Source organism: Burkholderia plantarii, from assembly GCF_001411805.1.
Classification (GTDB): Bacteria; Pseudomonadota; Gammaproteobacteria; order Burkholderiales; family Burkholderiaceae; genus Burkholderia; species Burkholderia plantarii.
Genome location: NZ_CP007214.1, coordinates 68,821 through 91,236 on the forward strand (window position 1 = coordinate 68,821; position 22,416 = coordinate 91,236).

The following is a 22,416-nucleotide window of genomic DNA, read 5'->3' on the forward strand; positions in this document are numbered from 1 at the left end:
GGTCAGTGCCAAACCGGCGCCCATGCACCGGTCGATTGGCGGAAAAGGGTGATGCGGGCCGGGCGGCCGGCGACGATCGCCTCAACGCGCACGGCGCGTGCATCGTCGTCGGGGCGGGTCCAACGGTGAAGCACGCGGAACGCCGCATCGGCGGAACAGCCGAGCCAGTGGGCCGCAGTCGCGCGAAGCCGGGACGGTTGACGAATGCCTGCCTGGCGGTGAGCCTCGGGGGGTCCGGGGGGAACGCCCGGGCCGTTGGTGTGGTTGGTTCGGTCGGGGGTGGTTGCGCTCACGGTTTCGTCCTTTTGTGCTGGGTTGTGGATCTGCCATTGGGAGCCGCCTCGACGCGTTTTTAGCGCACGCCGGCCGGGGTGCAAGGGCGCGCCTCTGGCGCGGGCGCAGCCTTTACCCTTGCGCCCCGGCCGGCGTGCGCTATGCGTCGAAAAGGGGCGGCTCCCAATGGCAGATCCACGCGCTTAACCCAGTACAAAAGGATGGAGCGCAACCACACGCTTTCCCCGGCCGGACCGACCACACGGCCCGGGGCGCTTCTGCCCCGGGTCCCCTCGCCCGGCTTTGCCGGGCGCTGGACCTGCTGTTCGCCCGCGAGCAGCGGGCGCGTAACCCCGGATGAGAAGTTGGCAAGCGAAGCGCGCAGCGCCGGAACGGCGCGGAGGCGTCATGGGATTGAAGCCCGAAGGGGCGAGACTCGCGTAGCGAGGCTCGACGCGCAGCGCGAAAGCCCGGTCCGTAGCGCAGCGAAGGAGACGCCCATCGCAGCGCGCGGCGGCGGCACCACGCAGGTAACGAGCCGGTCGGTGAGACCGAGGCAGAGAACTACCGGTGAGGATTTACGGGGGAGCGGACATTGCAAAGGTGAGCATGTCCGGGAACATGCTGGTGCTGCCGAGCCGAGCCGGCCGCACCGCCGCCGCGCGAAAGCGAGACGGCGGGCGCGGGGCGGCCGGCCGGCATACCCGCCGGCGCCGGCGCGTGCTCAGTCGCGAGCAGGCATGCCTTCGGCCTCGGCGTCGGCGACCTCGTCGCGATCGATATGGGGCGTGTTGGCCCGGTCGGCGGCATCGTCCGTAGTGCTGTCGTGGGCGCCAACGTCGTTCCCGCTACCGGCCGGGTCATCGGTGTCCGCCTCGTCCGTGGCCGGTTCATCGGGCTCGGACCGGTCCTCGTCGTCCTCATCGGCGCGCCCGACACGCCACAGTTCGCGCGGGCGGGTCTTGGCGGCGACAAAGTGCTCAGGGAGCCATCCGGTGGCGCTAACGAGGCGTTCGGCTTCAGCAGCGGCGGCGTCCTTCTTCAACTTCAGGATGCGCATACCCTCGGCAGGCGAAACGGCGGCGGTCACGACGTCGGCGATGCGGGCCTTCGGGACGTGGTCGAAGTAGCTGGCGCGGGTGGGCTTCCAGTCGTCGGCGAGATTCAGGCCGAGCGCGGGGATAAGTGCGTTGATGCTGTGCGGCGCTTCGTCGTGCGCGACACCGTCGAGGCTGGCGGCGACGTACTGCGCGAGGATCGAGAGCAGGCGTTCGTCGGTCTGTTCGATGCACCAGCCGAGCAAGGCGTCGGTGTCAGTTGGAATGACGCCGCCCCATGCGCCGCGCTGCTCGGTCGCGAGCCGGTAGGCGAGATCGTCGGCGAGTTCCGGCGCGTGCTTGCCAACCTTGCCGGTGTTGTCCTGCCACTGGATATCGATCGCGCTCCCGGCGGAGCCCGGTGCGTACTCGGAGACGAGGAACCGATGAACGAGCGCGGCGAGGGCGACGTGCGGCTGACGCGCGATCGCCATGGCGATGGAGGCGGTACGGCGGGCGTTGAGGCGCAGGGTAAGCGCGGCAGAGTGCGGTCCCTTCGTGGCTGGCGCTGCTGCGGGGGAGCCGCCGGGCGGCGACGTGGCGTCATCTGCGCCGGGGCCGTCGTCGTCCTCGCCGTCGTTGTCCTCGCCTTCGTCGTCTGCGCTGTTGCCGCCCTTTTCGGGGTCGGTCGTGTCGCGCGTGATCCATCCCCGCTCGATGTTGGGCACGCCGTCGCTGCCGATCGAGACAACCGCGCCGGCGGTGGCCATCTGCAAGGGCGTATACACCTGCAAAGATTCTTCGATCTGCACGTGGCGGTGTTCGAGCGCGGCGAACTCGTCGCCAAGCCGCTCGAAGGTATCGTGGTCAATTTCCTCGTGTTCCTGCTCGGCCTGAATCGCGTCCATGCGGGCGGAGATGGCGTCCATCTCCTGCTGCTGCTCGTCGGTCGGCGGCACAGCCATCGCCGGCAGGCGTTGGAGCGTGGCGCGCGCGGCGTAGTCGAAGATCGGTACGGCCTTGACCCATGCCCATCCCTCTTCCTTGACCGTGGCAGCGACGGTTTCGAGCAGGTCGGCGGCGACGCGCTCCATCAAGGCATGGTCGGCATACCACGCGGCGCCTTCGTCGGAGAACAGGTCGCGGCGCACGGTGCCGCCGGCCGCCTCGTAGGCGTCGATGCCGACGAACAGAGCGATGCGGTTGCTTTGGAAATCGTGCTCGCCGGCGACCAGCTTCCGACGAATCGTGGAAGCGGACCGCTCCCATTCCGGGGCGTCGAACCACGCGCGGTCCTGCTCGTCGTGACTGTCGGAGACGGCGAGGGCTTGCATCACGTCGAGGCGGATCTCGTCGTTGCGAAAAAGCTCGATCAGCTTCGGGGAGACGCGCGCCAGCTTGAGGCGCTGACGCACCATGGTTTCGCTGATCGCGTAGATGGCCGCGACCTCGGGGATGGAGCGGCCGGCATCGACCAGCGCGCGGAACGCGTCGCACTGGTCGGCCGGGTGCATCGGCTGCTGCGTCACGTTTTCGCTGGTGCTGATCAGCACGGCCGCGTCGGTCGAGACGACGAGGCAACGCACCTCGGTGTCGAGCGAACGCTTACCTCGCTCGACCGATAGGAGCATCGCGAGCCGGCGGGACTCGCCTGCGGCGACGCCATACGTCTGCGCGCGCTTCGCGCCGACCTTCATGGGGTGGACAACGAGGTTTTGCAGCAGACCGACAGCCTCGATGTTCGCGGCCAAGGTTTGCACGCCGGTGCGCTTCGCGCGGCGCACGTTGAACGGGGACGCAACGAGACGCCTGAGAGGAATCAGGCGTTCTTCGCCTGCCAGCTGGTGGGCCTCGGGGGGTGCGGGGGGAACGCCCGCGTCGTGAGCGAGAGCCGGGATTTCGGTGATCACTGCGTTCATGCTACCTCCTTGCTGTGGTGGAAAAATTGCTGCCTTGTGGAGCCGCCTCGACGCATGGGTGCGCGAGCGGGAAGGCATGGCAGGGGCGCGCGCCAGGCCGCATGCGGAGCGCAGGCGAAGCCGCGCACCGAACGGGCGCAGGGCGCGGCGAAGCGAACCCTTGCGATGTCGGCCCGCCGCGCTATGCGTCGGGATGAGGCGGCCCACAGGCAGCGCCACCGCAGCTGAGGGGGTGTAAGGCAGGGATGGGATGCCGAAGCCCGGGGCTCGCCGGCGCGGGCCGTGATCGGCCCGCGGCCCCTTCCGCGCGGCAGGCCGCGCGGCTGGCGGGGCGGCCAGCGCCGGGGCGGGCCGCGCGAGCGGCCAGGCCCCAGGAGCGACCGCACTGGGACACCGGCCGCCGGCGAGCGGCTTGCGTGACAGGCAGCGCCTGGCGCGCAAGGTGCGGCCAGGCGGCCCGGCTGGATAGTCAGCCAGGCGGAGGCCCAGCGAAGGCGTACCGGCGCCCAGCTGGGGTCGTGGTCGGCACCGCGCGCGGCAGGCCGGCGGTGGCCGCCGCCGGCACTGTGCCGTCAGTTGCTACCGGCCTGGTTCGTCCCGCGATCGTCGGCCGGCCTCGTAGGCCGCGGCGAGCGCGTCGCGAACGCACCAGACAGCGACGTCGTGAAAATCGAGGCGATCGTGGTTGCGGGTCGTCAGGGTCGGAATCAGGAGATGCCGGCGTGCGATGTCCTCGAAGAGGACGAGCAGGTCGTAGGGGATCATCGCGCGTCCTTCCGGACGTCCTGGCCGAGTTCGAACGCATCGCGCAGCGCGTGGATGAGTTCGGCGACGGAGACGGTGACGGTGTCGTCGTCGGTGGTGCCGGTCATGCGCGAGGCGAAATGCTTATCGACGACGGTACAGAGCAAGTGCTTGATGTAGAAGTGGTGCATGGGAACCCCGCAGATCGGCCGGCCGCGGCGAGCGGCCGGCACGGTATGGTCAAGAGAGCTGCACGGCGCCGCGATTGGACGCGAGCGTCAGCGCGAAATACCAGTTGCGATACGTTTCGGCCAGCATCGGGGCGGCGTCGGCGTCGACGATTCGCATGAAACGTTCGAAGTCTTCCGCCAGCTTCGCGCAGACGAATGTGCCGAGCGTCCCGGACACGATCGAGAAGTCGATTAGTTCCTTGAACGGCCCCTCCTTCGCGACGATGGCCCCGTTCGCGTGAGACATCTGCGAGCGCCCGATCACTGTCGGGGCATAGTCGGCGAGTTCGGCCAGCTGCTCGATGAACAGGCAATGCATGAGATAGGTGCCGGCGTTGAAGTCGAAGGCGATCTGGTGCCGATAGATGCGGCCTGATTCGATCTCGGGGGCACGCTCAGGGAACCGCGGCGACGGCATCAGTTTCACGGTGTGCGGCTCCAAGGGCTCGCCATGCGCGTCGAGCAGCGGCGATTCGGCGATTTCGAGTAACGCGTAAGCGGAAACGGTCAGATTCATGGTCATGGTCGTTTGTCCTCGAAGGGCTCAGGCGGCCGCGGCGAGCTGGGCGCCGGCGAGCGGAGCGGACAGGCGAGCCTTGGCCGCGGCGAAATAGGTCTCGTCGATCTCGATGCCGATGTAGCGGCGGCCGAGTTCGCGGGCCGCGACGCAGGTTGACCCCGAGCCCGCGAACGGGTCGAGAACCGTGTCGCCGGGCTTCGTGAACGAACCGATGAGGGCGCGAAGCGCCGAGACCGGTTTTTCGGTCGGATGGTGCCGGTTGCCGCTGTAGTCGAAGCGCTGCACGTCGGGAATCGGGTTTTCCGGCGCTGCGGGCCGGCCCTTGCCGAGCACGTACGCTGATTCGTGCTGGTACTTCACCATGCCGCCCTTCGACGCGTAGCTTTTCGTGAACACGATGTGGCCGCAGACGCGGAAACCGGCGGCCTTCCAGGCCCGGAAGAATCGATCCACCTTGTTCCAGCCGTAGAAGCTCACGCATACGGTGTCGGGCTTGAGCACGCGGTAGATTTCGGCGAACGCGGGATCGAGCCATTCGTCGCTTCGGTCGTTCGCGATCGACCGGCCGCTGCGATCGTGGAAATTGACGAGGTAGGGCGGATCCGTGACGACGCAGTCGACGGATTCGGGCGCGAGTTGGGGCATGGCGACAAGGCAGTCGCCGTTGTACAAAAGGCTCACAGCTGGCTCCAAGAGTCAAAGGGACGGCAGCCGGAGCGCTATCGTTCGCGCACCGTGCTACCTGGAGCCAGCGCGCGCCCGCACGAGAATGGCGGGCAAGCGAGCGTGGAATACCGGAGCAAGCGAAGCGCGCGAGGATATGCCGCGAAAGCGCTTGAAGAGGCTGGGGCCGTGCGACGCTCGTCGCGCACGGCGTCCGGGCTCGGTCCGCCAGGCACGGGCGGGCGATCGTGGGATCCAGGTTGAGAGGTCGACTGCGTTTGGCCGAGACGGCGAGCTGCTCGAACAGGACGGGAGACGCGGGCGGTGTTTCGTCCCGGTCATGAGCGACGCGTCGGCCGGCGTGCGACGCCTGGGGCGGCGCCGGCGGGCCGGCCGCGCGGCGCGATCGCGATCAGTCCCGCCTCGAGCGCATCGCGCGAGCTGGCATACCTGCGTTCCTGGCGAAGCGGTGGCCAGCGTGGTGGCGAGGCGCTCCGTCGTCTGACCGCGAGCACCAGCTGCTCGGGCGGATCAGCACCATCAGGACGCCGCCGGCGCCGCGCGGCAGCGCGCGCGGCGTACCGGTGCCGGCCGACGCGAGCACCAGCTGCTCGGCGCGCGGATCAGCACCACCAGGTCGGCGCCGGCGTCGAGCCGCGCGGCAGCGCGCGCGGCGCGCCGGTAATGGCCGGCGCGACCACCCGCTGCTCGGCGCACGGTTCAGCACCACCAGGTCGACGCCGGCGTCGAGCCGCCCGGCAGCACGCGCGGCGCGCCGGTGCCGGCCGGCGCGATCACCAGCTGCTCGATGCGCGGATCAGCACCATCAGGTCGACGCCGGCGTCGAGCCGCGCGGCAGCGCGCGCGGCGCGCCGGTGCCGGCCGGCGCGCGGATCGTCTTAGCGGATGCGCTCGCGCAGGGCGTCAGCGAGAATCCACAGCGCCCGGTTGAGGCGGACGTCTTGATCGATCCCGGTCACCTCGCGCGTGCGGCTGCGCCGGCCGGCCGCGCTGCGGCCCTGCAGGCCACCCCGGACGAGCGATTCCTGTACGCGATTGAGCGTCGTCCACAGATCGTCGGACGCGTCGGCGGCTCGGCGCGGGCGCAGGATCTGGGCCTCGGTCACGGGCGGCGGCGCTTCCGTCGTGTCGTAGCGGGCCGCCAGCGCGGCCTTGGCGAAAGCGTGCTGCTCACGCGGCGCCAGCTGGAGGCTGGACATCTCATCCTTCACCTCGCGGATCAGGTCGAAGCCATCGAGCACCTCATAGGCGCCGGCCACGACGTCGTCGACAACGTTCCCCTTGTGCGGGACTCGGACGTCGTGCGTTTTCTGGCCGAGAACGAGGCCGTTCTCGCAGACGAAGCGAAAATACCCTGCGAGCATCTGATAGCTTGAGCTGCCGTCGTGCGAATTCAGGAGGATGATTTCCGGCGAGTCGCCGCCGGCGGCCTGCGTCGCGTGGCGCAGTCGAATCATGTGCTTCGCATGCTCACGCTTGCCGAGATCGCGCACGCGCGATTGGCAGGCCATGAAGGGCTGGAACCCTTCGGCGCGCAGTTTCTCGATCACGGCGATCGTCGGAATGTAGGTGTAGCGTTCCGACCGGGACGCGTGCTTGTCGAGGGCAAAGATCGACGGCGCTGCACGGCGGATCTGGTCGTCGGTCAGGGGCGAGTGCGAGCGGACGATGTGGGCGGTGCGGCTGAAATTCGAGGCAAGGCGCATAGCATTTCTCCAGTGGGTTGAGGATGGGTGTCGAGCTGACCGGGACCGAAGATTCGGAGCCCCGCGTAGGGGTTGTGCGGTTTCGTTCCGGCCTCGGCTTCCTGCTGCCGCCGGTCCCGTTAGTTCGTCGCCCTGCGACACACGGAGCGCGGGCGCGGGGCCGTGCCAGGGCGGCCGCCTGCGGCCGGCGAAGCGAACCCTTGCGCGGCACCGTGTTCGTGCTACGGTCGCGATTTGGGCGGCGAACGGACGGGACTGGACGGAGCGCGCGGGCTGGAAGGGAAGCGCTCGCCGCGCGGCGAGCGCCGATTCGGGGCATCGCCCCGACTGGATAGCGGTGTTGTGCTCTCGTTAGGGCGTGACGCCCGCAGGGCCGAGCACGATGGGCTCGGCGCGCAGCGCGAACGCCCGACCCGGCGGGTCACGCCGGGGAACGCTCGAGCTGCTCGGATCTGCGTCGGACGACGGGCGCCCCGGCGCCCGCATGCCGAGCGGCCGGGCGCGACGTGCGGCGCGTCGCCCGGCCGCGCGGATTGCACGTCGATCACCTGCCGCCGCGCCGGCGGCGCCGTCAGGCTAGAACAGCGACAGTTGCGCGGGGGCTTCGGGCTCGCGCGCGCGGGCGGCCGACGCATCGTGCTCGAGCCACGGGTCCGCGTCGGTTTCGTCGTCGGGGGCGGTGGCGCTCGCAACGGGCGAAGCGCATCGATCGACAGCGCGCGCGATCGCTTCGAACTCGGCGAGCGTGGTGGCCGCCAGCGCGGCGCTCGCCTGCTCGGGCGTCGAGCACTCGGCGCTCGCATAGACACCGTCATATCGCCGCGATACACCGAACAGCCCGGCCTTCGCGCCGCGCGGAATGTAGGCAACGAGGCGGATGCCGTACCAGTCGTCGGTCTTGCGCGCCCATGCGCTGTCGATGTAATCACGAACAAGGCCGTGCGCAGCCGCCACCTCTGCGCCGCGTCGGATGTGCTCTTGGTACAGATAGTCGCGCGCGGTACGGAAGTTCGGGAGATCGAGATATCGCTGATGCATGGTCCCGCTCTTGGTGGTGTGGGTGCGGGGCAACGCATCCTGCAGGTGCCCCGCTTCGTCTTCAGTGGGAATCGCTGCGGGTGAACCGGGGGGCGGCCGTCAGAACAGCGGTAGGACGGCCGCCGCTCCTGTGCCGCGATCCCGAAGCGGCATCGGAGGCGACGATATGCGCGCGTCGGCTGCGATCAGCCGTGAGCCGCACATGGGTGGCCATGCTCGTTCTGGCAACCCGGGCACCGAAGCATCGCGAAAAACTCCCACTGCGCCACCCAGCCGTTCATCCAGGCGTTAGAGAGATCGGGGACATCCGCGAAGAACGCAGGCACTTCTTCGAAGGAACCTGCAGTCTCCACGTCCGCTCCGGCTGCGCGAGCCGCGATGGCGTCGGCGCGTCCGAGCGCTTCGGCATCCCAGATTGCGTTCAGGACGGCACCCTCGGCTGTAGTAATGGCCTCGTCGCCGCCGTCGCGGGCAGCAATCAGCGCCGTTCCACTGAAGGCGTAGGCGCATCGGACTTCGAGGTACGGGTTGCTAGAGATCTGGAGCATCGTCGGTTCTCCGTTGAATTGAGGTTGAAGCGGGCCTGCAGGCCGTGCTCGCGGATCAATGCACATCACGACGGACGAACAGGCCGGCCGCCGTGGGCGATCGCGGGAACCCGGCGACGTCAGTGCTGGCGCTCAGGATTTCGTCGATGTCGGACTGGAGGCAGCTGCCGGTACGCTTCGCTCCCACGCGGTGGACTCCCTCGACCTCCACGCCGCAGAGCACGCCGGCGCGGTAGCTGGCAACGCTCAGCGCCGCGCGGCTGTCCGGCGAGAGCCGTTCTCGATAGCGGCGCTCAACCACATTGAGCGCTCGTTCGACGGCGGCATCGCTGAACGCACGGGTGAGGGAGACCCGGTCGGCCGCGAGTCGAACGACGTGGCATCCGACAGGCGTCAGCGCAAAGTGCTCGACCGCAACCGTGCTCCCGCCGGCGCCGAGGCGTCGCGCCTGCAGCGGGTTGACGAAGCGGCCGACCTGGTCGACGCGCGGGCCGTCAGTCCACGACACGTCGAGCAGCGTGCCGGCGTCGGTCGAATGCACGGACACGGCAAAGGCGCAGGACGGGAACGCTTCGCCGAGGATCTTCTGCACGAGCTGCACGGTGTCGACGAGCGTCAGCACGGTGACCAGCGCGAGCGGTTGTTGAACGGCGGTGGCGCCGACATCTTTGTCGACGCGACGAGTTGGGAGAGCGGCGGGACGATTCAGCATGACGAGTCTCCAGATTCGAATGAAATGCGGATGGCACGCGCCGGCCGGGCCGGCGGCCGGGGTTACCATAGGAGGCGGCTCACGGGTTCCAGAAGTAGCGGCTCATGGGCTCGCGAAGGGCCTCGGAGAGCGCGAGGGCGCCGGAGAGATCGGCGATCAGCGCCGGGCTGTAGCTGCCGAGGACGTCCCAACCGAGATCGTCGTAGATCAGCCTGATGCAGCCCTTCCAACCGGCGGTGCCGACTTCCCCTGCGTAAAGTTCTTCTTCGCCGCTCGCCATCAGAGCGGCCATGATTTCGCCAAGGTCGGTTGTGACGGGGGTGGCCCACTTCTCGCCGTCGTGCAACCGGAGCGCATAGCCGGCGCCGATCAGGCCGGCCGCCGCGCAGGCGACGATCGAGCGCTCCACCAACTGCCGGAGAACAACGATATCGTCGGGGTGAGGATTGGCGGCGACGTATGCGGCAGTGACGGCATCCTTGAAATGACGGGTCGTGGCTTGCTCGAGCAGGTTCGCCACGATGGCGTAGCCGTCGATCATGAATTCTTCGGTTTCGTTGCTCATAGCGTGGTCTCCGGTAAGAGGGGATTTCATGTCGCCTGCCTGGCGGTGAGCCTCGGGGGGTCCGGGGGGAACGCCCGGGACGTTGGTGTGGTTGGTTCGGTCGGGGGTGGTTGCGCTCACGGTTTCGTCCTTTCGTTTCGGGTTGTGGATCTGCCATTGGGAGCCGCCTCGACGCGTTTTTAGCGCTCGCCGGCCGGGCCACAAGGGCGCGTCCTGGCGCGGTGGGTGCGCGGCGTAGCCCTGCACCCACCGTGACGGGACGTGGGCGCAACGCTCGCCCGGAAGCCGCAGGCGGAGCGCAGCCGCAGGCGAGCACCGAACGGGTGAGGACGGGCGGTGCGCCGAACCCTTGTGGCCCGGCCGGCGTGCGCTATGCGTCGAAAAGGGGCGGCTCCCGGTGGCAGATCCACGCGCTTAACCCGAGACGAAAGGACGGAGCGCAAGCACACGCTTCCCCGGCCGGAGCGACCACACGGCCCGGGGCGCTGCTGCCCCGGGTCCCCTCGCCCGGCCTTGCCGGGCGCTAGACCTGCTGTTCGCCCGCGATCAGCGGGCGCGTAACCCTTGACCGGCCGTTAGCCCGCGCTCAGCGGGCACGTTCATCACGAATGGGGCCGAACCGCGACCGATGGCCAGCCTCGACGCGCGACGCGAGCGGCACGACGGTGTACCCGCGCAGCGGGCTCGTCCATCTCGACCTGCTGTTCGCCCGCGACCAGCGGGCGCGTAGCCCACGACCGGCCGTTCGCCAGCAAACACCGGGCACGTCGTCGGCAACGCGAAGGCAGGCGGAGCGCGCAGGCGTCAGAGATAGACGAAGGGCGGGGCCTGCGCGTCATGCGAGTGCGGTATGCTCCGCAGATCACCGTCTGCAGATCTGGCACATGCTGATACGAGAGAACGGGCAACGCGTCACGCTGCTGCGAGCAGCATCAGATCGCGCACAAGCGCAGGCCGCGCCGGCGAAAAGGGGGCGGCCGCGCAAACACACGGTCATCGGAGCATTTCGGGCGACGGACGGCGTGCCGGAGGAGATCCTGCGCAGCCTGGGCACGGCCGAACGGAAGGCGCTCGAGCTGTGGATGGCGGCGCTCCGCGAAAGTCAGGCGCGAGCGGCCGCAGCGCCGGTGCTGGCCAGCGCCTGCCCGCGCCTGGACGAGTTGGTGAGCGCCCTCGACGCAGCCGCGGACACGCTCACGTCGACGGAAGCAGATGCGCTGTGGGAGCGGCTGCAGGCCGTGAAACAGTCGCTCCGCCGCGCCGGCCACGCCAGGCCGGCGACGAAGGAGCGGCCGCCTGCCGCAGCAGCTGGCCAGCGCGACCTGGTCGAGGAGCTGCAGGCGTCCATCAATGCCCAGTAGCGGGGGGCGCTGCGCACCTCCCGCCGGCCGATCCCTCGCTCAACCATGGCCAGACGCCCGACCAATCACGCCCGCCACGCGGCACTATCGCGACTTCACAAGCGCACGCTACTACCGCTGCCTCAGAAAGCCGTGGACGCGATGGCGCTGGAATATCATGCCGCGCTCGCGGCACTCGCGTCGGGACACGGATCGAGACACGGCGTGGAGTTGCTGCAGCAGCTGGCGGTGATCGCTCGGTTCATCGGGGAGACGAGCAGCACCCGGCTCGATCCCACGCTCCTGGATCAGCTGACGGCAGCGCTGCAGGCCACGCTCGAGCGCGGCACCGCCACCGGCGAGTGGTTGATCGATGCCGCGGACCGCGCGCTCTGCGCGGCGCTGGTGATCGAGCACGAGCGCCAGCTGCGTGTGATACCGATCGGCAGCTTGGAGAAGGCGGTCGATCGCGCAAAGCATTTCGCGACTGCCTGTCGGGACAAGGAGGAGTAGGCCGCGGCTCAACGCTATGAGCGACGGCGCGCGGCCGCCGCCGCTCGGGTTCCTGGTCCGAGCCGAGCTTGCGGCGAGGGTGGAGTTGCCGCGCCAAGCAAGGCGTGCGCGGCTGTGGCTCGAAAGGTGCGCCGGCACGGATCGCTCGAGCAGGCGAACCAACGGATGCTTCAAGTTGACCTGTTCGCACTTCGGTTGGCGGAAGAAATCTCCCTCTGGCACCGGCGTCTTCGGACCCATCCATACCTCGTCGAATTTGCAGGAAACTCGCACCAATATGCCTGTTCCTTGCAAATCTCACAACACCGTTTCGGCCTCGGTGCCTTCCCAAACAAGCCGTTTTGAATTATTCAGGGTCGACTCGTTGGGATAACCTTCTGATACTCCTTAGGGATACCAGCCACATTTTTGTTTGCAGGCGTTATCGAAAGTTCGCAAGCGTATACCCGATTACCGATGATGTATCACATCAGAAAATAACCGCAATGTTCAGTTCTGAAATGACTTGAAAAATCGCTGAGAGCTGCAGGAGACGGGGCCATTCCTTCAAAGAATGACAGCAATCATTGCGTCCGCTCTTCCTGGGTTCCCGATAACGGGCCAATCGACAAGTTGTCAGGAAAAAACAGGACATTTCCACCAGAGCTGCAGACGTGGACGGCAACGACACTATTGAAGTGTCACATGCACGACTTTTCCCGTCGCCCTAGACTTAGGAAGATTATCAATGATCGCCGTCATTTATTGACCCATGTATGTTTTCTCAGTTCGGACAAAGATAAAACGGCCATACATCTACCCCAAAGCACATCCTGAAGCAATCTGCACATTGACTGGTTCCATAGACACTCCCCGGCGTTTGACCCATTCTAGCTATACAGCTGGCGTAGAGTTCAGTGCAGTCATCTGCATTGGCCGCAATTGGGACGATCAGTGCTGCCCCTGATAGGATACATATGCCGAAAAATTTAACTAGAATGCGCTTCATGGACATCTCCGCACTTGAAAGGTTATAGAAATATAATGCGAGAAATTGCCAAGCTCATAAATTGAGCTCATTTATATTAGCGGTTCGCGCAGAAATAGATTATTAATTATTTGAGTTTTTTTGAAAAATCGTTCCACGAGCATGCAGCGCATGCATTGCTGCGAAACGCGAGCACGCGTATTACGTCGTGTACGCGCAGCGCAACAAGGCAACACGGCAAACCTTGGTCAACGTCGCATATCCTATATTTATCATGCCACGCTCGCGTCGGGACACGGATCGAGACACGGCGTCGAGTTGCTGCAGCAGCTGGCGGTGATCGCTCGGTTCATCGGGGAGACGAGCAGCACCCGGCTCGATCCCACGCTCCTGGATCAGCTGACGGCAGCGCTGCAGGCCACGCTCGAGCGCGGCACCGCCACTGGCGAGTGGTTGATCGATGCCGCGGACCGCGCGCTCTGCGCGGCGCTGGTGAGCGAGCACGAGCGCCAGCTGCGCGTTACGCCGATCGGCAGCTTGGAGAAGGCGGTCGATCGCGCGAAGCGCTTCGCGACTGCCTGCCAGGACAAGGAGGAGTAGGCCGACGCTCACGGCGATGAGCGGCGCGCGCAGCGAGCCCCGAGGCCGCCGACGCGCGGCGGCCTCGGGGCTCGAGGTCAAGGAGACGGCATATCGAACATGATCGGGCCGGCCTCCCATGGTCGGCTGTTCTCGATCCTATGTAGGGCGCCTGTAGGTTGATCGGGCCTCCAAATTGAACTTTTCCAATGCCCTGTCGCCCCTATGAATCACGGGATCGTCGCCCGAAAAATCAGTATAGGTGTAATCGTCCTCAGTACGAGTGAGGGTGCCAGCCAATTCTCGCCTCTGCACGCCAGTCGGCAATAGATATTCTTCTTCGCGGGAGTTGAAGGGATTAAGAAGAGAGCGGCTTGTATTGATAATCGATATCGAAGCATATTTTCCACTGGCTCGCGTGTCAAAATGATAGGCCTGACTTCCCTTTCCAACTGTAAAACGTGACGTGACAGACAGGAATGGACTACTCGCATTTGACTTGGCGTGGACCTCCATCAATCCTCTCAATTTTTTGATATTGGATTCGTTTTCCGGATCTTCCGCCACCTGTAAATTTCTGGAGAATTTTGCCGCCTCCGCGCGAGCCACCTTCGCTGCATTCGGCATGTTCCTTGCTTCATTTGAGGCGGCGCGGTTTTGGGCACGGTCGTATTTGACTTTTGCGCTTGAGACTTGCACGTAGTCGGGGTCAAGGCTTTCTGAGGGGTCAGCCTTCTCAAGTCTAATTCTTCTCTCGATGTCTTTCGGAAACTGGCCCAATTGATACCTGCGAGGCGACAGGGACCTGTCACCCTGTATCTCCCGAGGAGGCTGCAAATCTGCGGAATTGTCAGATTTCGGATGGTCAAGCAAAGGACTTAGGCCAGTTAACGCTTTGCTCGGGTGTTTAAGCAAAGGGCTTAGGCCGGCTGACGCTTGGTCCCCTCCGATCGTGGAAAGTGACGTTGACGCTTCTCGGGGTGGGGGCGTCGTGGATGTAGATCGAGACTTTCCTTTGGACTGCTCTTCTAGCTGCCGTCCGCGCTGCCAATTTGACGGAACCATTTGTGGCCCTCCTTGTGTAAATATTATTTCTTACGTCGCCATGGGAAACCGGAGCGGTGATACGAAACTATTTGCCCTCGGTTTCGGCAGATTTAAAAGCAATTTTTGCGCCACTACCGCTGCGGTTAAACCGTAATAGCCTCATCAATATTGTTAGTCAGTAGAGGGTAATTTCTGACTCTGTTTCCCCTGAACCCTTGAGCGAATTTCGACCCAAGTATGGCGGTGGGCGTGTTGCAACTGGTGCGTCAAGGCGACGACGTCGTGATCGGCAGCGTTCCCATACGGGTTCTTCCGGCGGGCATGTCGAGCTGCCTGATGGACGATCGATTCGCGACCTGGGCGCATGTCGCCGGGACGACGCTGCGGGTACCGATGGACATCGCCGAGTTTGCCAAACAAGTCAGCCAAGCTCGTGCGCCTGAGAACGCCTGGGTCGCCGACTCGCTTCCCCGACGAGGTGTTGACGCTCGATGCCGACCAGTGGCGCGCTCCGGCGTCTTGGGCGGCGCGATCGTTGGATGTGGTTCAGCGGCATGAGAGTGCAATTGAACCCTGCTGTCCGGTCGCTTCGTCCGGAACAGGGCAATCATTTACCCACCACGATCAGCCGAATGACGCCATAACTGCGTCGTTGAAATGGCACACATATTGCATAATCGATTTCTGGCGGGATGCATTGAACGAATCGGCTTCCCGCGACGAACGACGAACAGAGTGTTCAGACCAATTGAGGGACCATAAAATGAAATTCTTGAAAATCGGGGGTGCCATTTGCGGTGCCGTCATCGCTTGGCTAGCCTATCGGCATGCTTTCACAGATATGTTCGGTGCGCGAGGCAACAATGCATTCGCTTTTTGTGGCGTGGGCACTACCGCGGGGCTGGTGTTTTCGATGTTGCCGAAGCGTGGCGGTAAGGACGCGGATTCCGATGACGACTCGAGTTCAGACTCCGAGCCGGGCTCGTCTTCGGATCTGGTATGCGGACCGGATTTCCAGTTCGATCCCTCCGGGACAAACGACAAAGATTGAAGCAAGAGCGGGCGGTGGCCGACTGCGCCCGTGTCTGTCTAATTTGACATAAATCAAATTAACGGCGAACCGATTGTAGCGGCTAAGTTGTAATGTCCGCTTCTGGCTAAGTTCAAATGTCCGCTTTTCGACCCATCGTAAGCTGACCGGCCGCTGGGAATCCAGCGCTGGAGGCTGCGATGGCTGCAACGGAACGGATCACGATGACGATGCGCGAGCTGGACAGGTTCAAGGTCATTCAGGACGTGGCGGACGGCATGCTCAAGCCGTGGCGCGCCGCGGAACGGCTCGGGCTGACGACGCGGCAGATCCGCAGACTGGTCGGCAGGCTGCGTGATCTGGGTGCGCCGGGTCTCGTGTCGGGTCGTCGATCAAAGCCCAGCAACAACCGTCTGGATGCCGTGACGGCCGACCGTGCAATCTCGATCATCCGTGAGCGCTACGCAGATTTCGGGCCGACGCTGGCCTGCGAGAAGCTGTATGAGTGTCATGGCATTCGCCTGGCGAAGGAAACGGTGCGTGGGCTCATGACGGCCGCCGGCCTGTGGGTGCCGCGCCGCCAGCGTCCGCCGAAGGTCTACCAGCCGCGAGCGCGGCGCGCGTGCCTGGGCGAACTGATCCAGATCGACGGCAGCGAGCATGCGTGGTTCGAGCAGCGCGCACCGCAATGCACGCTGCTGGTGTACGTCGACGACGCGACGAGCCGGCTGATGCATCTGCACTTCACGGTGAGCGAATCGACGTTCAGCTACTTTGAGGCGACGCGCGCGTACATCGAGCTTCACGGCAAACCGGGCGCGTTCTACAGCGACAAGGCCAGTGTGTTTCGCAGCACGTCGGCCGGCAAGACGGGCAACAGTGTGACGCACTTTGGCCGGGCGATGTACGAGCTGAACATCGACACGTTCTGCGCGAACTCAAGTTCCGCGAAGGGACGCGTGGAGCGCGCGCACCTGACGCTGCAGGACCGGCTCGTCAAGGAGTTGCGTCTGAAGGGTATCAGCACGGTCGCCGACGCCAACGCGTACGCGCCCTGCTACATCGCGGCCTATAACGCGCGCTTTGCGAAGCCGCCGAGAAGCACGTTCGACGCGCACCGTCCGTTGCGTGACGATGAGGATCTGGATCTGCTGCTGACGTGGCGCGAACTGCGGCGCGTGACGAAGTCGCTGACGGTGCAGTACGACCGTGTGCTGTACCTGCTCGACGACACGCCGGCGAACCGCAAACTCATCCACCGGTATATCGACGTCTGGGAGTACCCGGACGGGCGCATCGAGATCCGGGCGGATGGCCAGACATTGCCCTGCCGGCAGTATGACCGGCTCGCGGAAATCGATCAGGGCGCGGTGGTCGAGCACAAGCGCCTGGCTCACGCGCTACAGGTCGCGCAGGCGCTGCAGGCGCAGCGTGACAACCGGCGCATCTCGGGCTCGCCATCGCGCACGAACCAGGGCATCGAAGTGCGCAAGCCCGGGCGTCCACCCGGTACAAAGAAACAGCGCGAGTTCACGCAGGCCGATGTCGAGCACGTAGTCGTGGAACTCTCGCAACGCAAGACCGCGCCACCGCGCAAACCTGGCCGGCGGTCCGCAAGCGACAGTGGAACAGGCGTAAGCGCCCTGCCCGTTAAGGCGCCATCCTTCGACACTGCGTGAGTTGAAACCCCGAGATAGAGATTTCTAACCCCGCAAGAGCGGACATCTGAACTTGGCTGGACAGCGGACATCTGGATCTGGCTTTGACACCGATTGTTGGTCCAAAGTTCAAATGTCGTGTTTCCGCTAAATTGAAATGTCGTGTTTACGGGTTCTGGCTGTTGGCCAGCATTACCTGAGGAGCGCTGGCCATGAACGGAACTGGGACGATCACCACGTCGATGACCGAGATGGGCCAGGTGAAGGCGCCGGGGCGCCTTGAACTTGCATGGGAGTGGGTTATATCCGCAGGTTGTCACCATTCATCTTAACCGTATATGCGATGCATGCAGGCATATCCATATCGGCGTCGACGAACGTGAAAACGCCAAGCGCGTCCGAATCGGCAGCCTCTGCCTGAATGGTGTCGACGATAGAGAATTGGTGCATCTGTTCATCTTCGAAAATTTGCCGCGCTTTGAGGGTGTTATCGTCGCAGGAACTCATAATCCAATACTTCACATCTCCGTCAATTGTAGCGCGGCATTTAATTACCTCGACTATTTTACTCATATTTTACTCATTTGATGGCGGTTAATATTCAAACAACATAACCATTATATCAAACACAAGATGACAAAAGGTCATTGAGTGATTTTGTTTTATTTAAATACCGAACGCGTCTGCCATGCTCAACGCTAAACCCGTTGAGAGATCGGGTCGCGTATGCCTCTCCGCGCTGAATACGGGATATCATGCGGGGGCTACGAACATTCCGTCCACCTGCGAAGGTGCCCCTGCCCGCTTGGGCTATACGTCCTCTTTAGATTAACGATGATTGAGATCCGCATTGGAACAAGGCGCGTCCCTCAAGAAGAAATTCTCGATGACCCATCAAAATTTCAGGATCTACTTGAACCGGCGCATAGCGACCATCGGGAGATCAAGTGTTTGTGCAGTTCGTCAGCACCACCACTCGTCGTCCGCAGCGTAAAAGCTGGTTATATTCTGGCGCGGTGGCCACGATCTGGCCCTCTACACAATAAGGACACGTGCCGATTCCACGCGGCTGCGCCGAACTCCTTGTCGCCGGTAGCGGGAGATTTGAGATCGGCGTTCTGTGCGACCGACGAAGGCTTGGACATCAAACTCGACTTCAATCTCGCCGTGCGGAACGAGCCGATCGCGCCTCGCGGCGAGCCTGGCGTGGGTGCAAACGGCGGCGGCGCCACGACAAGTCGGGCGTCAGTTGGTCTTCTAGCGATGCTTGAATATCTGTGGGAGCAATCGAGCCTTCATAAATGGCTTGGCGACGGAACACGCCGAAATTGGTCGACGTGCTATTCGATGCTAGTTAGCACCGCCGGACAAGGGAAGATTAATGGAAGATCGATGGCAAATGTTCTCCATATCATGGAGCCGTTTGACGAGTCCAAAAAGCGGGAGATTGACGCAGATCTCGATGTCTTTATAAGCGGCTTGGGAAACAACGGGAATGTCGATCGACGCGGAATAATAATCGGAGAAATTAAGAGTTTGACACCAACAAAAAAAGGCGATCGATTCAAGATAACACTCAAGAACTCGAGCATCGGAAATATTTTTGTGTCGAAAAATATCTACGACAACGCCCAAAAGTCCTACAAAGCAGCCATAGCGTCAATTGGCACCGACAACTGCAAAGTCGTTGCCATTATCTACATTAAACGATTGGACAGCGGGTTTGTGGACGTTTTGGGCCTGGCCGCAATGATGACCAATCGAGTGTTTATTCCGTGCGATTCAAGCTATGAAATGGAAATGGCCGATCGACTTGTTCGTGACCGGAGGCGCTTCACGAAGCCTCTTCGACATCTCGACAAGGCACCGGTGCATCCCGATTTTATCCTGGACGACGTTCGGTCCTCGACTGTTATCGAAGTATGGGGAATGGCGGGACTCCAAGAGTACGAGACGAGAAAGCAGGAAAAAATAAAGCATTATCAAGATACCGGGACCGAATGTATCGGATGGGAACCCGCAAAAGCAACGATCGAATCGATCAAGCTTCCTTCGCCGGTGACGCGACTGTGAGAGCCTGCGTGCTTCTATTCTTGCCTAGCAGTTTTCTGAAATATCACGCGGCCCGTCTTGGGTTGCTAGATGCGCGAGGGCTGTCGTCGTTTCACAGAGTATCGGATAACGATTTCAAGAGAAGCGGCTGGCGATGGTGCCGGCGGCCGGGCGACGTTCATCCCCGGTCAGCCAGGCGGCCCCTCGCTCACTTGGCTCGGCGTGCGGCCAAGCGCGCATGATACTTCGCGCTCTCCAGGCGCATGCGCTGCTGCTCGGCGTTGACATAGATCGTGGTGGTTTGCAGCGAGCCATGGCCCAGCACCTGCTGCAGGACCTCGATCGCCATGCCGGCCGCGGCCGACTGCGTCCCAAACGTGTGCCGAAACGCGTGCGGCGAGGTCGCGGCCAGCTGCCGGCGGGCCGACTCCTCAAGGTCCGGCAGTTGCTCGTGCAGGCGCCTGAGCGCCCGCGTCACGACCCGGCGCGCGGCGTGTAGCCGGCCACGCGCGTCACTTCCCCTGCGTCGGTCACCCCAAACTTTTCCCGACTGGCCCGCGTGGGCGGCACCACCGTCGGCGCCACCAACGGCACGCCATCGGCCGCCGTGCCGGGCGCGTCCAGATCCAGGCCGCGGTCCTAACGGAAGGCGCTCGAGCTGTGGATGGCGGCGTTCCGCGAGAGTCAGGCGCGAGCGGCCGCGGCGCCGGTGCTGGCCGGTGCCTGCCTGCGCCTGGACAAGTTGGTGAGCGCCCTCGACGCGGCCGCGGACACGCTCACGTCGACGGAAGCAGATGCGCTGTGGGAGCGACTGCAGGCCGTGAAACAGTCGCTCCGCCGCGCCGGCCACGCCAGGCCGGCGACGAAGGAGCGGCCGCCTGCCGCAGCAGCTGGCCAGCGCGACCTGGTCGAGGAGCTGCAGGCGTCCATCAATGCCCAGTAGCGGGGTGCGCTGCGCACCTCCCGCCGGCCGATCTCTCGCTCAACCATGGCCAGACGCCCGACCAATCACGCCCGCCACGCGGCACTATCGCGACTTCACAAGCGCACGCTGCTACCGCTGCCCCAGAAAGCCGTGGACGCGATGGCGCTGGAATATCATGCCGCGCTCGCAGCGCTCGCGTCGAGACACGGATCGAGACACGGCGTCGAGTTGCCGCAGCAGCTGGTGGAGATTGCGCGGTTCATCGGGGAAGAGAGCAGCACGCGGCTCGATCCCACGCTCCTGGATCAGCTAACGGCAGCGCTCCAGGCCACGCTCGAGCGCGGCACCGCCACCGGCGAGTGGTTGATCGATGCCGCGGACCGCGCTCTCTGCGCGGCGCTGGTAATCGAGCACGAGCGCCAGCTGCGTGTGATACTGATCGGCAGCTTGGAGAAAGCACTCGATCGCGCGAAGCGGTTAGTTAGGGTGCGGCGCGACGGCGAGTAGCGGGCGCGCTCACCATGCTGGTTGTGCGATGCCGGCGGTGGCCGCAGCGCACGCGAAGCGAGCGCGGTGTTTCGCTGCGGCACCGCCGGCCTAGCCGACCGACAGTGAGTGGATGAGTCGATCAGACCAGCTGCGCGGCTTCGGCCGCGCGCCAGCGAACGCCGGCCGGGCTGGCCGTGCGACGCCACCACGCCATATCGGTAAGGCAGCCTTGGGTCACCAACGAGAATACGGGCTCCGACCACACGTGTGGGTAGTCGTCACGCGCGTTTGCCCGCTGTTGGGGTGTCTCCAGCCAGGTGTACCCAGTCATGTTGAGCGAATACCCGTTCGCGGGTTGATACCACCGGCTGTAGCCTGCTCGAAAGCCGTCTGTCGGATAAGCAACGCGTCCAAACGAATCCCGGTAGAAACCGTCGCGCCCATATGCGGCAAGCGCAGCATCTAGTGCGTCAAAATCGGGAGCACGCCGGCCGATTTCTCGAGATGCGTCCAACAGGAAAGAGGCCCGGGGGATCTCATCGCCTGGTGCGATTACTGAGACGTCAATTTCGAAAATGCTTCCCCCGGCGACGCGAGTTACGCGCTCCACTGCAGCCTTGACGGCTTCGATGTCGGTTGCACCTCGGATAAGCAATACGAAATCGCCATTGCCCTGCATCGTGTCGAGCGAGTACATCCACGACACTTCGGCATATTTGTTGCGCTTACCAGCCTGCTTGGATGGGGCCTTCCATTCAATGTCCCGCATACCAAAAGCGAAATCGAGCGTCTGGTTGGTATTTCGCTCAATACCATGAAGCAGTCCACCGATCGCCGTCATCGCGGGAAATCCAAGGCAGATCAGTCCGCTTGCGAGGTTCGCGCTCTCGACGTGCCCCGTCAAAGCGACCAGGTCGTCGTTACCTCCCCATGCTGGGGATTCACTGACACGGGCGACACCACGCCGGAGCAATCGAAGACGACCGCCGGCCTGCATGACCATTTCACCGTGGTTCGATAGCGAGGTTGAAACCGGCTGAATGAGCCACTGCGTGCTGGGCAACCACTTCTCCCACAGTCGCTGCGCGACTTCGTGGGACAACCCCATGCTCGCCACGGGTGTGGTGGTGACATACTGATTTTCGCGCCAACCGTCCAGGGGCAACAGGATCTGCTTGAGTGCGCCGTCGGTGATGTCCGGCAGCGACGGTCGGAGTGAGTCAAGGTCGGTTTCCGCGATCTCAATGCGCACTTTGGCCATGTCGGCCGCATTGTACGGGCATGCCCAATGTCGACGCCGCATGTTGGTGGTCGCGGATGAAACTACGTCCATTTCCGCGCTGAGGATTTGTGCGCGTAGCGCCGCCTGCTGCAGGCGCGCATTCATCATTTTCGGGGCGTGGGTGGCGATCATTTTGCGTATCCTGCGACCCATCCCTCCGACAGCATCAATGCCGCCATCCGCCGCACTTCGTCGTTGGCATCGGGATCGCCGTGAAAGATTTTATCGACCGTCTCATTATCGGTATCAGTCTGATACATCACCGTGAAGTTATAATTCTCCCGAAAGTCAACCTTAACAGAAAAATCTCCAGCCACGAATTCAGCATCAACCGAGAAGGCGTTTTCGTTGGCGCCGCCGGCATCGCGAAACTCCGCGACCGCGTCCCGAATCAGTTTCCCCAGGCGCCAAACGGCCGGATCCCCCACGGATTCAGCTTGCTGCTGCAAAAAATCAAAAACCTGCGACTTGAAACCATTATGCTGGGTCATTTTATCGCACCTATTTTTACCGACCCGCCTATCGGATCAGGCGCTTCTATTATACATGAATCACCAA

The 22,416-nt window shown here is 63.8% G+C and carries 25 protein-coding genes; 9 read left to right on the forward strand and 16 right to left on the reverse strand.

Going from position 1 to position 22,416, the window contains the following annotated elements:
• Positions 1 to 2: 2 nt before the first annotated feature.
• The 11 genes from bpln_RS37550 to bpln_RS32915 form a co-directional block, all read right to left on the reverse strand.
• Positions 3 to 293, reverse strand: coding sequence for a hypothetical protein (locus tag bpln_RS37550; protein ID WP_244486995.1), 291 nt, complete (start codon positions 291 to 293; stop codon positions 3 to 5).
• Positions 294 to 997: 704 nt separating this feature from the next.
• Entirely contained in the window at positions 998 to 3,229 is a 2,232-nt protein-coding gene (locus bpln_RS32875) for a ParB/RepB/Spo0J family partition protein (RefSeq protein WP_055141355.1), read from the reverse strand.
• A gap of 579 nt (positions 3,230 to 3,808) precedes the next feature.
• Positions 3,809 to 3,994: a DUF6900 domain-containing protein gene (locus tag bpln_RS32880; RefSeq protein ID WP_055141356.1), complete on the reverse strand. Its 186-nt coding sequence runs from the start codon at positions 3,992 to 3,994 to the stop codon at positions 3,809 to 3,811.
• Positions 3,991 to 4,164: a hypothetical protein gene (locus bpln_RS36950; RefSeq protein WP_158512105.1), complete on the reverse strand. Its 174-nt coding sequence runs from the start codon at positions 4,162 to 4,164 to the stop codon at positions 3,991 to 3,993. Before bpln_RS36950 ends, bpln_RS32880 begins: the two co-directional genes overlap by 4 nt.
• 49 nt (positions 4,165 to 4,213) lie before the next feature.
• Positions 4,214 to 4,720 carry a hypothetical protein gene (locus tag bpln_RS32885; RefSeq protein WP_055141437.1) on the reverse strand — a complete coding sequence of 169 codons (507 nt, stop codon included), beginning with the start codon at positions 4,718 to 4,720 and terminating at the stop codon, positions 4,214 to 4,216.
• A gap of 27 nt (positions 4,721 to 4,747) precedes the next feature.
• A complete protein-coding gene (locus bpln_RS32890; RefSeq protein ID WP_055141357.1) occupies positions 4,748 to 5,404 on the reverse strand; it encodes a DNA methyltransferase in 657 nt (218 codons plus the stop codon).
• 881 nt (positions 5,405 to 6,285) lie between these two features.
• Complete coding sequence (locus tag bpln_RS32895; protein ID WP_055141358.1) at positions 6,286 to 7,113, reverse strand: DUF932 domain-containing protein; 828 nt, start codon at positions 7,111 to 7,113, stop codon at positions 6,286 to 6,288.
• Positions 7,114 to 7,689: 576 nt separating this feature from the next.
• On the reverse strand, positions 7,690 to 8,151 hold the full coding sequence (locus bpln_RS32900; RefSeq protein ID WP_055141359.1) for a hypothetical protein: 462 nt from the start codon (positions 8,149 to 8,151) through the stop codon (positions 7,690 to 7,692).
• A gap of 185 nt (positions 8,152 to 8,336) precedes the next feature.
• On the reverse strand, positions 8,337 to 8,699 hold the full coding sequence (locus tag bpln_RS32905; protein ID WP_055141360.1) for a hypothetical protein: 363 nt from the start codon (positions 8,697 to 8,699) through the stop codon (positions 8,337 to 8,339).
• A 55-nt stretch (positions 8,700 to 8,754) separates the two neighbouring features.
• Complete coding sequence (locus bpln_RS32910) at positions 8,755 to 9,411, reverse strand: LPD29 domain-containing protein (RefSeq protein WP_055141361.1); 657 nt, start codon at positions 9,409 to 9,411, stop codon at positions 8,755 to 8,757.
• 79 nt (positions 9,412 to 9,490) lie between these two features.
• Positions 9,491 to 9,976 (reverse strand): hypothetical protein, encoded by a 486-nt coding sequence (locus tag bpln_RS32915; RefSeq protein WP_055141362.1) that lies wholly within the window; start codon positions 9,974 to 9,976, stop codon positions 9,491 to 9,493.
• 884 nt (positions 9,977 to 10,860) lie between these two features.
• Between bpln_RS32915 and bpln_RS33425 the strand changes: the two genes are divergently transcribed.
• From bpln_RS33425 to bpln_RS32930, 3 genes are all read left to right on the forward strand, one after another.
• The gene (locus tag bpln_RS33425) at positions 10,861 to 11,337 is read left to right on the forward strand and encodes a hypothetical protein (protein ID WP_063891384.1); all 477 of its coding nucleotides are present in this window, start codon (positions 10,861 to 10,863) and stop codon (positions 11,335 to 11,337) included.
• Between the two features lie 141 nt (positions 11,338 to 11,478).
• Complete coding sequence (locus tag bpln_RS32925) at positions 11,479 to 11,829, forward strand: Fis family transcriptional regulator (RefSeq protein ID WP_244132009.1); 351 nt, start codon at positions 11,479 to 11,481, stop codon at positions 11,827 to 11,829.
• Positions 11,830 to 13,114: 1,285 nt separating this feature from the next.
• Positions 13,115 to 13,396, forward strand: coding sequence for a hypothetical protein (locus tag bpln_RS32930; RefSeq protein ID WP_055141364.1), 282 nt, complete (start codon positions 13,115 to 13,117; stop codon positions 13,394 to 13,396).
• Positions 13,397 to 13,534: 138 nt separating this feature from the next.
• Here the strand turns inward: bpln_RS32930 and bpln_RS36480 are convergent, their stop codons facing one another.
• Entirely contained in the window at positions 13,535 to 14,155 is a 621-nt protein-coding gene (locus bpln_RS36480) for a hypothetical protein (protein WP_148654284.1), read from the reverse strand.
• A gap of 516 nt (positions 14,156 to 14,671) precedes the next feature.
• On the opposite strand from bpln_RS36480, the gene bpln_RS36485 reads away from it, so the two are divergent.
• From bpln_RS36485 to bpln_RS32935, 3 genes are all read left to right on the forward strand, one after another.
• Positions 14,672 to 14,980, forward strand: coding sequence for a hypothetical protein (locus bpln_RS36485; RefSeq protein ID WP_148654285.1), 309 nt, complete (start codon positions 14,672 to 14,674; stop codon positions 14,978 to 14,980).
• Positions 14,981 to 15,185: 205 nt separating this feature from the next.
• Entirely contained in the window at positions 15,186 to 15,473 is a 288-nt protein-coding gene (locus bpln_RS36490; protein WP_148654286.1) for a hypothetical protein, read from the forward strand.
• Between the two features lie 179 nt (positions 15,474 to 15,652).
• Positions 15,653 to 17,131 carry an ISNCY family transposase gene (locus bpln_RS32935; protein ID WP_055140382.1) on the forward strand — a complete coding sequence of 493 codons (1,479 nt, stop codon included), beginning with the start codon at positions 15,653 to 15,655 and terminating at the stop codon, positions 17,129 to 17,131.
• Between the two features lie 279 nt (positions 17,132 to 17,410).
• Here bpln_RS32935 and bpln_RS32940 read toward each other — a convergent pair whose 3' ends face one another.
• Complete coding sequence (locus bpln_RS32940) at positions 17,411 to 17,683, reverse strand: hypothetical protein (RefSeq protein ID WP_148654287.1); 273 nt, start codon at positions 17,681 to 17,683, stop codon at positions 17,411 to 17,413.
• Positions 17,684 to 17,944: 261 nt separating this feature from the next.
• Between bpln_RS32940 and bpln_RS34850 the strand changes: the two genes are divergently transcribed.
• Complete coding sequence (locus bpln_RS34850; RefSeq protein WP_158512106.1) at positions 17,945 to 19,183, forward strand: DUF1173 family protein; 1,239 nt, start codon at positions 17,945 to 17,947, stop codon at positions 19,181 to 19,183.
• Positions 19,184 to 19,370: 187 nt separating this feature from the next.
• Here the strand turns inward: bpln_RS34850 and bpln_RS38100 are convergent, their stop codons facing one another.
• Positions 19,371 to 19,640: a tyrosine-type recombinase/integrase gene (locus tag bpln_RS38100; RefSeq protein ID WP_055141366.1), complete on the reverse strand. Its 270-nt coding sequence runs from the start codon at positions 19,638 to 19,640 to the stop codon at positions 19,371 to 19,373.
• A 186-nt stretch (positions 19,641 to 19,826) separates the two neighbouring features.
• Between bpln_RS38100 and bpln_RS32950 the strand changes: the two genes are divergently transcribed.
• The gene (locus bpln_RS32950; protein ID WP_055141367.1) at positions 19,827 to 20,105 is read left to right on the forward strand and encodes a hypothetical protein; all 279 of its coding nucleotides are present in this window, start codon (positions 19,827 to 19,829) and stop codon (positions 20,103 to 20,105) included.
• Positions 20,106 to 20,150: 45 nt separating this feature from the next.
• Positions 20,151 to 20,594 carry a hypothetical protein gene (locus tag bpln_RS32955; protein WP_055141368.1) on the forward strand — a complete coding sequence of 148 codons (444 nt, stop codon included), beginning with the start codon at positions 20,151 to 20,153 and terminating at the stop codon, positions 20,592 to 20,594.
• A 121-nt stretch (positions 20,595 to 20,715) separates the two neighbouring features.
• On the opposite strand, the gene bpln_RS32960 is transcribed toward bpln_RS32955, so the two are convergent.
• On the reverse strand, positions 20,716 to 21,990 hold the full coding sequence (locus bpln_RS32960) for a hypothetical protein (protein ID WP_055141369.1): 1,275 nt from the start codon (positions 21,988 to 21,990) through the stop codon (positions 20,716 to 20,718).
• A complete protein-coding gene (locus bpln_RS32965) occupies positions 21,987 to 22,349 on the reverse strand; it encodes a hypothetical protein (RefSeq protein WP_055141370.1) in 363 nt (120 codons plus the stop codon). Before bpln_RS32965 ends, bpln_RS32960 begins: the two co-directional genes overlap by 4 nt.
• Positions 22,350 to 22,416: the final 67 nt, after the last annotated feature.